At 70.6% G+C, this 12,254-nt stretch carries 15 protein-coding genes, 1 tRNA gene and 1 pseudogene; 7 read left to right on the top strand and 10 right to left on the bottom strand.

Annotation, left to right across the window (positions count from 1 at the left end):
• Positions 1–90: 90 nt before the first annotated feature.
• Positions 91–918 carry an SAM-dependent methyltransferase gene (locus ACFW6B_RS31220; protein WP_386601257.1) on the bottom strand — a complete coding sequence of 276 codons (828 nt, stop codon included), beginning with the start codon at positions 916–918 and terminating at the stop codon, positions 91–93.
• A 68-nt stretch (positions 919–986) separates the two neighbouring features.
• Positions 987–1,571, bottom strand: a complete 585-nt coding sequence (locus tag ACFW6B_RS31215) for a hypothetical protein (RefSeq protein ID WP_386601255.1) — start codon at positions 1,569–1,571, stop codon at positions 987–989.
• Between the two features lie 102 nt (positions 1,572–1,673).
• On the opposite strand from ACFW6B_RS31215, the gene ACFW6B_RS31210 reads away from it, so the two are divergent.
• A complete protein-coding gene (locus ACFW6B_RS31210) occupies positions 1,674–2,534 on the top strand; it encodes a S1 RNA-binding domain-containing protein (RefSeq protein WP_386601253.1) in 861 nt (286 codons plus the stop codon).
• Between the two features lie 18 nt (positions 2,535–2,552).
• On the opposite strand, the gene ACFW6B_RS31205 is transcribed toward ACFW6B_RS31210, so the two are convergent.
• From ACFW6B_RS31205 to ACFW6B_RS31190, 4 genes are all read right to left on the bottom strand, one after another.
• On the bottom strand, positions 2,553–2,858 hold the full coding sequence (locus tag ACFW6B_RS31205; RefSeq protein ID WP_386601251.1) for a hypothetical protein: 306 nt from the start codon (positions 2,856–2,858) through the stop codon (positions 2,553–2,555).
• Positions 2,822–2,998, bottom strand: a complete 177-nt coding sequence (locus tag ACFW6B_RS31200) for a hypothetical protein (protein WP_386601250.1) — start codon at positions 2,996–2,998, stop codon at positions 2,822–2,824. The genes ACFW6B_RS31205 and ACFW6B_RS31200 overlap by 37 nt, the downstream gene beginning before the upstream one ends.
• A complete protein-coding gene (locus ACFW6B_RS31195) occupies positions 2,995–3,219 on the bottom strand; it encodes a hypothetical protein (protein WP_386601248.1) in 225 nt (74 codons plus the stop codon). The genes ACFW6B_RS31200 and ACFW6B_RS31195 overlap by 4 nt, the downstream gene beginning before the upstream one ends.
• Before the next feature lie 207 nt (positions 3,220–3,426).
• On the bottom strand, positions 3,427–3,978 hold the full coding sequence (locus ACFW6B_RS31190; RefSeq protein WP_386601246.1) for a YciI family protein: 552 nt from the start codon (positions 3,976–3,978) through the stop codon (positions 3,427–3,429).
• Positions 3,979–4,157: 179 nt separating this feature from the next.
• Here ACFW6B_RS31190 and ACFW6B_RS31185 point away from each other — a divergent pair, with 179 nt between their 5' ends.
• Both ACFW6B_RS31185 and ACFW6B_RS31180 read left to right on the top strand, forming a co-directional pair.
• Positions 4,158–4,724 carry a Chromate resistance protein ChrB gene (locus ACFW6B_RS31185; RefSeq protein WP_386601244.1) on the top strand — a complete coding sequence of 189 codons (567 nt, stop codon included), beginning with the start codon at positions 4,158–4,160 and terminating at the stop codon, positions 4,722–4,724.
• Between the two features lie 38 nt (positions 4,725–4,762).
• Positions 4,763–5,908 (top strand): MFS transporter, encoded by a 1,146-nt coding sequence (locus ACFW6B_RS31180; RefSeq protein ID WP_386601352.1) that lies wholly within the window; start codon positions 4,763–4,765, stop codon positions 5,906–5,908.
• A 23-nt stretch (positions 5,909–5,931) separates the two neighbouring features.
• Here ACFW6B_RS31180 and ACFW6B_RS31175 read toward each other — a convergent pair whose 3' ends face one another.
• Both ACFW6B_RS31175 and ACFW6B_RS31170 read right to left on the bottom strand, forming a co-directional pair.
• Positions 5,932–6,372 (bottom strand): DUF4259 domain-containing protein, encoded by a 441-nt coding sequence (locus tag ACFW6B_RS31175; protein WP_386601242.1) that lies wholly within the window; start codon positions 6,370–6,372, stop codon positions 5,932–5,934.
• A gap of 92 nt (positions 6,373–6,464) precedes the next feature.
• Complete coding sequence (locus ACFW6B_RS31170) at positions 6,465–7,241, bottom strand: MBL fold metallo-hydrolase (RefSeq protein WP_386601240.1); 777 nt, start codon at positions 7,239–7,241, stop codon at positions 6,465–6,467.
• Between the two features lie 340 nt (positions 7,242–7,581).
• Here ACFW6B_RS31170 and ACFW6B_RS31165 point away from each other — a divergent pair.
• Positions 7,582–7,704, top strand: a pseudogene (locus ACFW6B_RS31165) (IS5/IS1182 family transposase); the annotation flags it as partial.
• Between the two features lie 397 nt (positions 7,705–8,101).
• On the opposite strand, the gene ACFW6B_RS31160 reads toward ACFW6B_RS31165, so the two are convergent.
• A complete protein-coding gene (locus ACFW6B_RS31160) occupies positions 8,102–8,398 on the bottom strand; it encodes a hypothetical protein (RefSeq protein ID WP_386601238.1) in 297 nt (98 codons plus the stop codon).
• Positions 8,399–8,682: 284 nt separating this feature from the next.
• Positions 8,683–9,180, bottom strand: a complete 498-nt coding sequence (locus tag ACFW6B_RS31155; protein WP_386601236.1) for a hypothetical protein — start codon at positions 9,178–9,180, stop codon at positions 8,683–8,685.
• 1,035 nt (positions 9,181–10,215) lie between these two features.
• On the opposite strand from ACFW6B_RS31155, the gene ACFW6B_RS31150 reads away from it, so the two are divergent.
• The 3 genes from ACFW6B_RS31150 to ACFW6B_RS31140 all read left to right on the top strand — a co-directional run bounded on the left by ACFW6B_RS31150 (position 10,216) and on the right by ACFW6B_RS31140 (position 12,197).
• Positions 10,216–10,857, top strand: coding sequence for a uridine kinase (locus tag ACFW6B_RS31150; protein ID WP_386601234.1), 642 nt, complete (start codon positions 10,216–10,218; stop codon positions 10,855–10,857).
• A gap of 464 nt (positions 10,858–11,321) precedes the next feature.
• Entirely contained in the window at positions 11,322–12,014 is a 693-nt protein-coding gene (locus ACFW6B_RS31145; protein WP_386601232.1) for a hypothetical protein, read from the top strand.
• Positions 12,015–12,120: 106 nt separating this feature from the next.
• Positions 12,121–12,197, top strand: a tRNA-Met gene (locus ACFW6B_RS31140).
• The last annotated feature ends 57 nt before the right edge of the window (positions 12,198–12,254 follow it).

The following is a 12,254-nucleotide window of genomic DNA, read 5'->3' as shown; positions in this document are numbered from 1 at the left end:
GCCGCCCGGGAACCATGGCGGCTGCTGGCGGATCGGGGGTGGGGTTAACCCGAGACCGGGCGGCCGCGAACCGCTCGTCCCCTCCCGCGTTCAGGCCTTGCGGGCCAGTCCCGCGGCGATGAGGTGTTCCCAGACGGTGAGTTCCCTTCGCGCGCCGTCGCTCCAGGGGTTGTCGACCACCGCGGGGCGCCACAGGGAGGCGGGGACGACTCCGGGGTCGAGGATCTCCAGACCGTCCAGGAGGGACGCGATCTCCTCGTCGGTGCGCCAGCGGCCACGGCCGAACGTCTTCTGGAGGACCTTCTCCGCCTCGGTGGTCTCCGGGTTGTTGCCGGAGCGGAAGTGGCTGACGAAGAAGTAGCTGCCGGAGGGCACGCGGTCGCGCCAGTAGCGGACGATCCCGGCGGGGTCCTCCTCGTCGTTGACGTGGTGGAGGATGGCGCTGAACACGACGGCCACCGGGCGTTCGAAGTCGATCATCTCCCGGGTCTCGGGGTGGCTGTAGACGGCCTCGGGGTCGCGGACATCGGCCTCGATGACCCGGGTCCTGTCGTTCTCCTCCAGCAAGGCACGTCCGTGGACGAGTACTTGGGGGTCTATGTCGACGTACACCACGCGGGACTCCGGGTCATGGCGTTGCGCGACCTGGTGGACGTTGTCGGCGGTCGGCAGCCCGCTGCCCAGGTCGATGAACTGGGTCACGCCGGTGGTCGTCGCGATCTCCGCGACCGCCCGGGTCAGCGCCGAGCGGTTGGCGAAGGCGATCGCCACCGAGCCGGGGAGGTCGCGCTTGAACACGTCGCCGATCTCCCGGTCCACGGCGTAGTTGTCCTTGCCGCCCAGCAGATAGTCGTAAACGCGCGCGATACTGGGCTTGGTGGCGTCGATCGAGGTGCCTTCGCTCGTCATGACACCCATCCTCTCCTGCGGGGGAGCCCGATGCCCAGCACTTCGGAGCATCGAACCGGCCACTCCCGCTTCGCAGTTCACCCCGAAAGCCGACGGTCAGGGCCTACAGCGTTCGCACGGCCGCTCCGGACCGGTCCGTCCCCGGGTCCGGTCGGAGCGTCCTGCGGCCGGACCAGACGAAGCGCTTCGGCCGTGACCTCGGCGTCGAGCTGGGCCCGCGTTCTGTCGCCGTACTCGAGGACGTCGTACTCGTCGTCCAGCAGGGCCAGTCGCTCGACCGGGGGCAGTCCGTGCCCGAAGCGCTGATGGATCCTCAGGGTCAGTTCGCGCGGGGTCAGTTCACCGGCCAGCATCCGGGCGGCAAGTGCTCGCGCGACGGCTTCCTCTCCGGCGGTACTGCCGACCGGGTAGAAGATCAGGCCCAACTCGTCGAGTGCCGGGGGAAGGAGATCGGGGACGTCGTCATCTGCCTCCGCACGCGTGCACGCGGCCAGGATCCTCAGGGCAGGGCTGTCGAGACCGGCGACGAGTGCGTCACAGGCGGCGACGACGACGTCGGCCGCGCGGTTCTCGCCCATCGCCCAGAGAACGGCGCGGTCCTGGAGCTCACGGGCTGCGTGCTCGGTCGATGGCTCACGGGCTGCTGACTCGGTCGACGACATCCGCCCATGATCTCGCCACGGGAACGAGCAGGTCGAACGAGTTTCGGCGCGGGGGTGTCGAGCTCTCGACCGAGGAGCGGTTCCCGTGAGACGGTGGGCCGCATGGGTGGGGTCCTGGAGAACGAGTCCTCCCGGAGGTTCCTGACCACGCTCCGGGTCGGCGATCTCTGCGGCGGGAACGTGGCGGAGGTGTCGCGGCGGGGGGTGCTGGTGACCCTGGACGACTTCCCGGAACAACCTCTGGGGTTCGTGGGGACGTTGGACCTGTCGTGGGACACATGGCCGACCTCGGCGGTGGAAGTGGGGCGGCGCGTCACAGCCGAAGTGACCGCCGTCGACCTGGACGAGCGCCGGGTCCGGCTGTCCCTGGCCGCTACGCGGCACCCCGAACTCTGGGCGTTCCTGAAGTCCCGACGCGGCGGTGAGATCCTGTCCGGCAGGATCGCGTCGATCGAACGGTTCGGCGTTTTCGTGGCGTTGGACGACGGCCCCGATCACCCGGTCTTCCCCGGCGTCGGGTTCATCACCGTTCCCGAACTCTCCTGGCGCCACTTCGAGACGGCTTCGGACGTCGTCCAGGTGGGACAGCGCGTCTCGTGCGAGTTCCTCCACTTCGACACCACGAACGGAGAGGCCAGGCTGTCCCTGCGGGCCACGCAGCCTGATCCGTTCCAGACCTTCGCCGAGAGCGCCGCGGCAGGACGGACACTGCGGGGGCGGGTGACCGAGCTGGTCCCGTTCGGCGCTTTCGTCCAGGTCACCGAGGACATCGTGGGACTGGTCCATCTGCAGGAACTCTCCTGGAGCGCTGTCGAAGCCCCGGACGAGGTGGTCCAGGTCGGCGACGGGATCACGGTCGTCATCACGGAGATCAACCGGGAGCGACGCACGTTGTCCCTCTCCCTGCGGCAGGCGGAGGCCGGTCCGGTCACGGACGCCGGACCGCCTCGCGCGGCGGGGTGACCGCCGGTGGGCCGGTCTTCAGCCCGGGTACGAGATCGAGCCCAGCGGCGGGCAGGGGCCGAGCGAGGTGCCGGCACCGGGGCGTTCGACGAACGCCCGGGCCGCGGCGGCCTGCCGTCGCTGGGATTCCAGCTCGTCGGCCTGCCAGGCGTCGCGTCTCGCACGCCCCCGGTCCCACGAGTCGTCGATGATGCTGAGGCCGGCGTTTCCGGAGCTGCGCTGCATGTCCGACTTCATGGCGGCCTGTTGCAGCGCGGTCCGGGCCGCGGCGAGATCGATGCGGGCGATCAGGACACCGGCGGTGTCCGGCGTACGGGTCGGCATGGGGGCTGGGGCAGCAGCGACACCCCGACGTCGCGGCGGCCGATGTTGTCGACGCTCGCCCGCCGGGCGTCCCGTGACATGACCTGGATCTCCTGGTGCAGCCAGAAGGGCTCGTCGAGGTCGGCCGGGGTGACGCTCATCCGCTGGTACAGGAGCGGAATCGGGGATCGCCGTGCAGCGGGCGCAGGGCGGCCATGTGGAGCGCCACGCAGTCGTTGTACCCGGCCGTCACGGCGGCATCGAGGTGGGAGAGCACCTGGCCGGTCTCGTTGCGCGTGACCGCCAGACCGGCGAGTCCGGCATGTCCCGCGGAGACCGCATCGCGGTGGCGGCCGGGCGCGGTGCACCTCACCCGCGTCACGGCGCGTGCCGGAGCGGCGCACCGCGACGCGCCCGCGTCCGAAGTCTTTCGAGGGGAGGAACCGAGGAAGATCAAAACAGCGGAAGCCGGGATGTCACCGGCCGTTCGGTGATAAGCCGCCGAGGCCGCGGGTTCCGGGACCGAACCGACCGGCCTCGGGACGTCCTGGCCGCCACCCGCCACCGGTGACCACCAGGACGCCCTCGGCTATGACGGACGCCCGCCGAACTGCCAGTTGTGCACCTCGATGTCGGCGTACCCGTCCGGGGTCAGGACGGCGCGCGCCGCGTCCGGGTCCGGCGCTCGGAGCAGCGCCGCCGTGCCCAGCCAGGTGGCACCGTCGTCGGACAGCAGCGGCCCGTAGGCGATCAGCCCGTCCCGGTCGGCGGGCACCGCGAGGTCGACGGCCTGTCCCGCGCCGAGGCCGAGCACCAGGTACCGGTTGCCGCCGGTCCGGCCGCCGGGGAAGTCCCACATGGTGCGCCCCAGCGTGTTGCGCCACCGCCGCAGCAGCACGTCCCGGTAGACGCCGGCCTGGTGGTTCGGCTCGTCGAAGGCGAACGCGCGGGCGGCGGCGGGATCGGGCAGGTCGACGATGTGCACGCTCCCGGTGGGTGTGTCGCCGTCGTCGGCGAAGGTCGGACCCCGGGCGATCATCTCCTTCGCGTACCGGTCCATGTAGGACCAATGCTCTTCCAGCAGCTCGTCACGCAGCGGCAGGGAACCTGCCCGATCGCGGTGGTAGCAGAGGAAATCCATGCCCAAGGATCTCTTCAGGCAGGTGACCAGGTCGAGCGGGTTTCACCGCGAGGGCCGCTCACCGGCCTGCTGCGGCGGGGACCGCGCGGAGTCCGCGCGGCACGGCGGTGCCCAGGAGAGCTCACGCATTGCCGCGCACGAGGACCCATGCACATGTAACGCCTGATACATTTTTTGCTGTGACGAGCATTGAGCAGTCTTTCCGGTGGCTGATCCTGGTGATCAAACTGCCCGCGGACCCGTCCCGGCACCGAGTGGCGGTGTGGCGGGAGCTGCGCAAGATCGGCGCCCTCTCCCTGGGGCAGGGCATCTGGGCGGTGCCGGAAGTGCCCGCCTTCACCGACGGGGTCCGGCGGGCCCTCGACCTCACCGACAACTCCGGCGGCCAGGCAGTGACGCTCCAGGCGTCCGGCCGCTCCGACCAGGACGCGGCCCGCTTCCGGGAGATGTTCACCGCCGCCCGCTCCGCGGACTGGACCGAATTCCTCGCGGACTGCGCCAAGTTCGAGGAGGAGATCGCCAAGGAGGTCCGGATCGCCAAGTTCACCCTGGCCGAGCTGGAGGAAGAGGAGCAGAGCCTGGAGAGGCTCCGCCGCTGGCACCGCGACCTGACCGCGCGGGACGTCTTCGGCGCTCCCGAAGCGGCCGAGGCCGGCCTGCGGCTCAAGCAGTGCGCCGCCACGTGCGAGGACTACGCGGAGCGCGTCTTCGACGCGCTGCACACCACCGACGAGGACCCTTCGTGACCTCCCGGCCCGTGGTCCCGGCCGCCCCGGGACGAGCCATGTGGCCCCTGTACGCCGCCGGGTTCACCACCGCCTTCGGCGCCCACGGGATCGCCGCCAACCTCGGCGGCTTCTCGGAGGACGCCGTCACCTCTCTGCTCGTCCTGGGCGGACTGCTCGCCCTCTACGACGGTGCCGAAGTCGTCCTCAAGCCCGTCTTCGGCTCGCTCGCCGACCGCATCGGGGGCAAGCCCGTACTCCTCGGCGGCCTCATCGCCTTCGCCGCCGCCTCCGCCCTGTACGCGATCGCCGACAGTCCCGGATGGCTGTGGGCCGCGCGCCTCGGCCAGGGTGCCGCCGCCTCCGCCTTCTCCCCTTCAGCCTCCGCGATGGTCGCCCGCCTCAATCCGGCCGCCAAGCGCGGACGCGCCTTCGGCTCCTACGGCTTCTACAAGTCCATCGGCTACACCCTCGGCCCGCTCCTCGGCGGCCTTCTCGTGTGGGCCGGAGGCCTGCGCCTGCTGTTCACGGTCATGGCCCTGTGCGCGGCCGCCGTCGCTCTCTGGGCCGTTCTCGCCGTGCCCGCGGTGCCGCCGCTGCCCCGCGAGCGACAGACCGTCGCCGACCTCGCCCGCCGTCTGGCCGACCGTTCCTTCCTCGCGCCCACCGCGGCCCTCGCCGCCGCCACCGCCGCGCTCTCCGTCGGTGTGGGCTTCCTTCCGGTCTCCGGTGCCGCGGCCGGACTCGGCACCATCGCCACCGGTGCCGCCGTCTCCGTCCTCGCGGCCACCGCCGCCGTCGTCCAGCCCAAGGCCGGCCGCGCCCTCGACGCCGGACGCCTGACCACCCGTACGGGACTGCTCGGCGGACTGTTCGTCACCGCCGCCGGCCTCGTGGCCGCCATGCTGCCCGGCCCGGCCGGTGTCCTGCTCGCCGCCGCTCTCATCGGATTCGGCACAGGGCTCATCACCCCGCTCGGTTTCGCCGCCCTGGCAGCCTCGACCCCCGAGGAACGCATGGGCCAGACCATGGGATCGGCCGAACTCGGCCGCGAACTCGGCGACGCGGGCGGCCCCCTGCTCGTCGCCGGCGTCGCCACCGTCTCGACCCTCACCACCGGCTACGCGGCCCTCGCCGCCCTGCTCGCGGTCGGCCCACTGCTCGCCCTGGCGCTCCGCCCCCGTACGGCACCCGCGGCGGAGTAGCCCGAACGTCCGAAGGGCGATCGTCAGTGGATCTCGAAGAGCGTTTCCTCCTGGGGCGGGAGCGAGGGGGCGAGGATCCCGCGGAGGCGGACGACGCCCTGGCGCCACTTCGGTCCGTCCTGGGCCTCGCCCCACAGTTCGGCGAGTTCGGACGGCTCGGCGATCACCTGGTCCAAGGCTTCGACGGCGAGCGTTCGGAAGTCGGCCGGGAACTCGGGCAGCGGCTCCGACGGGCCGTAGACCGAACAGGCGGGCTCGCCGTCGGGGTGCTGGGCGACGACCAGGGCCGCCGCGGCGACGGCCCGCTCGGCATCGGGCGTGTCCAGACGGTCCTCTGCGTCGGCGACCCGCTCGAGGACTCTGCGGATCATTCGCTCGCGTTCGCCCTCGGCAGCCTCGTCCAGGTCGCCGGCGAAGTCGGCGGCCGTGTCGTTGTCGAAGGGGCCGACGTCCCAGGTGCCCATGTGACCTCCCAACGGTGCGCTTCGGAAATCCTCGCACCGACCACTGACAACGGGCCCGGCTCGCACCGGCCGCCGGTACCGGGCCCAGGAGGCTAGGACCCGCCGATCGAGAAGACGGCGTCGGGGGCGGCGTAGTCGACGGGACCGTCGAACCGCGTCGACGCTCGCGCCACCGCCTGCTGCGGTGTGAGGAAGCGGCCGACGTGCGTGACGATCAGCCGGCCCGCCCCGGCCCCGTCGGCCGTTTCCCCGGTGTCCTCGGGTGTGTGGTGCACCTGTTCGCCCTCGGCCGGCGCCTGCGCGCTCTCGGCTTCGCACAACAGCGCGTCGCATCCCTCGGCCAGCTCGGTGAGGCTCGGGCACGGTGCGGTGTCCCCGGAGTACACCAGCGACGCGCCCGCCGCCTCGATGCGCACGGCGAAGGCCGGTATGCCGTGCGACACCGCCCGGCTGATCAGCTGGAGCGAGCCGACGGTGACCTGGTGTCCGTCGTACAACTCGGTGACCGCGAAGGCGGATTCGATCGGGCTGCGCGCCGGGGTGTTGGTCAGGAAACCCGCCAGCCGGTCGGCGGTGCCGGGCGGACCGTAGAGGGGGATCGGCGCCGCGAGGTCGATGTCCGCGTACAGGGCACCGTAGTACGCGGTGAGCAGGTCCGCGCTGTGGTCGGCGTGCAGGTGCGAGATCCAGATCGCGTCGAGCTCGTCCAGCCGTACATGACGCTGGAGCGGGCCGAGCGTGCCGCTGCCCGCGTCCACCCAGATCCGGGTGTCCCCGCTGGCCACCAGATACCCGGAGCACGGGTTGTCCGCGCTCGGGTAAGGCGTCGCGCTGCCCAGGACCGTGAGGTGAAGGGACTCGTCGCTCATCCCGGGATCTTAGAACGACCGGCACGCCGCCCCGAGGACCACCCTCGATGCCCTCACCGCCACGGCTCTCGCCAACTCGCCGAACTGGCTGACTGGCTGACTGGCTGACTGGCTGACTGGGCCACACTCCGCGAACGTTGATCAGCCTGTGGCCTGGACGGCACCTCAGGTAACGGAGTCAGCGGCGGCCGGACAGAGCATCCACCCCTCTCTCGCTCTCTGGCAGACCGATCGGACAGGCCGTGAGCGTTGCCGCTTCGGGCCGGCGCGGATCGAGCCGCTGCTACCGGACCGGACTCCGGTGCGGGGTGGCCGCTGGAGGGATCACCGGCTCCGCAGACGGCCACGCACCAGGCCGGACGTGGTCCTGGCGGACAAGACGTATTCGTCCCGGGCGATCCGTGAGCACCTGCGGCGCCGCGGCATCCGCGTCGTGATTCCCGTTCCCGCCGACCCCGATGGCACGGTGGACTTCGGATCGGTCGACGCTCTGAACGGGGTCCAGGGCACCTATCAGGTCCGGGGAGACTGGGGAGAGATCATCCTGCTGTCAGATGTTCCTTCACTCTCCATCCCTTCGGAGCCCACCGCCTGATCCGAACGAAACGGCCTGGGCCCACTCCTCGTCATCGGGTTCGGGTTCTCGCATGTAGGCGAGGTCCAGGACGTACCGTTCGGTGACCGGACAGCTGTTCCAGGCTTCGGTGAGCCAAGCGTCGGAGGCGTCGTCGGGAAGCTGGGCGGTGTCCAGGGCGGCTGAGTCGCCGAGGAAGGCGTCCGCGTCGTAGACCTCCAGGACGCGGCGGCCTGGGTTGTGGTGACGTTGCGCTCGGCGAGAAGCGCCATGGCCGGTCCTGTGGTCAGGGTGTGTCGCCGGAGTGGTACAAGCGGCACGCGACGCCGGGCCCCTGTGTGCGGGGTTCGCCGGGGCGGGGGTCGTACAGGGCGCGGCCGCCGGGCCACCGCGACAACTCGGTGGGCAGGGCCACTCCGTCGTCGACCTCCTCGGTCCGCCACCCGTGGATGTCCAGCAGCAGACCGTCCAGCGGCCCGCCGACCAGTTCGGCATAGGTCCGCTGCGGAAGCGGGCCGGGATTGGGGTCCTCGTGGTCCGCACCGTAGACCCGGCCGTTCAGCAGCTGCTCGTCACCGTTCATCCGATCAGCTTCGCAGCCACCACCGACAACACGGGCCCGCCCAGGGCCACTGCGGGCCCGCCCGCGTGACCGGTCGCCGCGGACCGCCCGGACCGGGCACGAAAGCGGGAAGCCGGCCGCCGGCCTTCTGCGCGGCCTGCTCGGCAGTGGTCACGCTTCCCCGACGATCCACATGATCGGCGCCATATGATTCCCACCCGCACGGTCACGCTTCCCCATGGGATGGCGGTTGCGAGTGGACGCCCAACGGCAGGGGAAGGCCCAGCCCCGCCTCTTCCTGCCCTTCACATGGACAGCGGGTCGACCGGCGGCCATGGGTAGCCCAGTTGCTCGGCATCATGCGAACCTCCCCAGACCTCGGCGGTGGCACGGGGATCGCCTGCGGTCAGCCGCGCTTCAAAGCGCTCGGCCTGGTCCGATGGGGTGTCCGCGGAGATCGGGAGGGTCATCCCGAACTGGAGCCAGGGCAGATCTGCATCGGCCCGGTCACGGGGATGCATCAGGACGACGTGGATCCGATCGGGTTCCTTTCGGGAGGCCCAGACGCCTTCCAACTCGCAGTCCCACCGGGCGAGCCAGTCCCCACGCCCCCTCAGCCCCGCCTCGAGCAGCCGCGCAACCGCTCCTGCCGACCACTCCCAACTGCGGTCCTCTCCGGCGCGCAGGACCTCGGCCTCGTACTGACCTGCGGCGAACCGAAGCTCCGGCAGGTCGAAGCCCTGATTGGCCGGGTCGCGCCAGCCCGTCCAGACGACATGATCCCCGTCACGCGTGACCGTCATGTACAGCGCGCCACAGCACTCCTCCACACCGCACCCGGACAAAGCGAGACGAACCTCGTGGGGCGTCGCCGTGGCACGCGACAGTCCGTCCCGACCCAGCAGGTACCTGGGGCTTACTCCCAGGTACCTGGAGCCTCCCACGCTACCGGGGACGACCTCGGCCAGGAGATCCCGGCCATTGACGATCGGGCGGACCTCTATGGCGCCCTCGTCGGGCGGAGGGCACGCGATGCTCAGACTGAGAAGGTCCGGTCTCATGGCCATCGGCCAATGATCAAGGAACTGGCCCACAACTGTCATGTGAATTCGCACGGCCTCCGCTCAGGGCGGTGGTTCGGGCCGCCTTCAGGCACGCCGGCCTCGGACACCCCTCCGGACGACGGGATGGCAGCCCGGGGAATCGCCTGACCCTCCACAGGACGTTCGACCGTCTCGGTACGACCGGTGAATCGCCTTTCAGGATGCGGGGCGAGAAGGACGACGGAGATGGCCGTCTTTCGCCGCGCCGACCGCGGACAGCCTTTGACGAACGATGTAGTGCCAGGGGAGCCGCCAAGGGGGCCTGAGCGGCCAGCGAACCATGAGGCCGCCTCTCCCCAGACCCCCTCGACGCGAACCGTGGGCACGAAGGTCACCGAGGTCTGCCGGGCTCGCGGGTTGGTCCCCTGCGGCTGAGCCACCCCGCCCCCGGATCATCGGTCCCGGAGCGATCCAACCACCTCAAAGATCGTTTCGTTAGGAGTTCCCCGCAGGCACAACAGCTACGCCGCAGGTCGCAGATGCGCTGCCTCGACGACTACTCGTTCCCGCGCGCCAACGTCACACCCGCATCCAAGGACCGTTACGCCACGCTGAAGGTCCGCGGCATCGCCGAGACCGGTGCGCAGGTCGACCGAAGGTCGCGGCCCCGGCCTCCGCTGAGCCGGGTCGCGTTTCCCTGCTTGCCATGGGCGATCACGCCGCCGTACAGTCCCTGCACCCGGCTAGTCCGGCCGCTTCGTCTATCCCCCTTTGAGCACATGAGGAGCGCCCGGTATGACGGGTGTACTGGCGGTCGCAGGCGGCACCGCATCCGGCAAGTCCACCCTTGCCGAAGCCCTGTCGCTGCAGTGTCCCGAGAGCGTGGCGCTCGTCCATCTGGACGACTACTACGTGCCCGCGCACGACCCCTTGAGAGGTGTGTGGACGGTCAGTGCCGATGGGCACGCCGTCCTCGACTGGAACCATCCGGGGTCGATCGACGAGACAGCGGTGACACACGCCATCGACGCGGCACTGCTGCGCCCCGGCGTACTGCTGGTGGTGGTCGAGGGCCTGTTCGCGCTGTCACTGCCGTCCGTGGTCCGGCGGGCGGCGTGGCGGGTGTACGTCGACACCCCCGACGACATACGGCTGGCCCGCAAGATCCTCCGGAAGATCGAGGTGCAGCGGCAGGACCCCCGACTGTCCCTGCGCAACTATCTGCAGACCGGCAGGGACCGCCACGCAGCCCACGTCGCGCCCTCCCGGGCAGCGGCCGATCTGGTCGTGGACGGGACCGCGAGCGAGGCGGAGATGCTGGCGGCCGTCATGCCGCTGATCGGGCCGGCCCTCGCGCCGCCGGCCGCGGCGCCCTCGCGGACACGGGGGGTGCGCGGTGTGACCCGTACCCCCGGGGTCCCGGCTTTCGCCCTGTGACGTGCCCGGGGCACCGGCCCCGGCGAAGGACGCCGCGTGATCACGCTTCCGGCAGCACAGCCCGAGCCCGGCGGGCTCTCAGGCGGATCACGACCGATGCAGTTCACCTGCAAGCCAGGTGAACTGCAGGGGCGGCATAGGGCGGGATCAGGGGAAGACCCGCATGCAGGCCCTCTTCCGCTTCGCCCGGCACCGCGTGGGCGTGCTCTCCGGGATGCTCCGCGACGGCGCCTTCCACGAACCACGGACCACCGGAACAGCCACCGCAGACCACTCAGCCTTGATGAAGGGCATAGAGGCACCCCCGAATCAACTGTGCGGAAGAGGGCGAAAACGCCTGCTGGCGCCACCATGCCGCCCACGAACACACACGTCTCCACCACCGCTGCACCGGCTCCGACGCGGTGCACCCGCTGCAAGGCAAGGGGACCGGCCCGGCAACCAGCCAGGCGATCATTGTCTTCATGGACCGTCCCGTACCCATCAGCACTTTCGGGCTGCGATTCGTCATACCGCAGGACCCCTATGCGATCGAGCAGTGGGCGGAGGTACGTCCGTTCGTCGACGGCCGGGATCTGCTGGCGGAAATCCACCCAGGTGGCACGTCAAGCTGCTCAAGTCGGCATTTGCTCGGTCCCGCCGCGAATTGGCCCTTCGCGGCCCCGAACGAGCCGCGCCGGGTCGAGCTGTCCAACAACGACTGCGTCACCGACTGCTGCGGAGGCACCTTCGTCACGATCCGGCGCCAGGGCGACCGGGTGCTCTGGACATCCTGGGAAAACACCCACGACACCCGGGTTCCGGTCCCCGCCGAGGTGCACTTCGACGCGGCCCGGTACGACGCCGAACTGACCAGGGCAGGCGCGGACACCAGCTGGGAAGAACCCGTGGACACCGCCGCCCGGCTGCTGGCCGGAGAACTCGCCGACCAGGCAAGCCCCAAGGGCGCGGACCGTACCGTGATCGCTGTGACTCCCGAACGCACGGAGCCCGCACGTGTAACGGTGCGCTTGGGTCGTCGCGATGTTCCGTGGACACCAGGAGAGGTCATGGTCCGCGAACTGCTCGTGACCGGTCAACAACCCCTCGGGGAACTCGTCCGGCAGTTCGTCCTCCGGATCATGGCCGAGGCCCCCGCAACTGACGTCATTCCGTAGCCCGGGGGCTGCGAGGCGTCCGCCTTACGGCTTCCGGGGACGGGGCGGCCGTCGGCCTTGGGTGGTACGCCCGGGGTCCGCCGATGCCATAGGATGGACATACCGACGCGGGGTGGAGCAGCTCGGTAGCTCGCTGGGCTCATAACCCAGAGGTCGCAGGTTCAAATCCTGTCCCCGCTACCAAAACCGGCCCCCAGGGTGGAGGCGTCAAGCCCCCGCCCAACGGGCCCGGAACAAATG

Origin of the sequence: Streptomyces sp. NPDC058751 (assembly GCF_042746485.1) — a bacterium.
Taxonomy (GTDB): domain Bacteria; phylum Actinomycetota; class Actinomycetes; order Streptomycetales; family Streptomycetaceae; genus Streptomyces.
The sequence above is the reverse complement of the archived record's forward strand: the minus strand, read 5'-3'. Positions and strand labels throughout refer to the sequence as shown.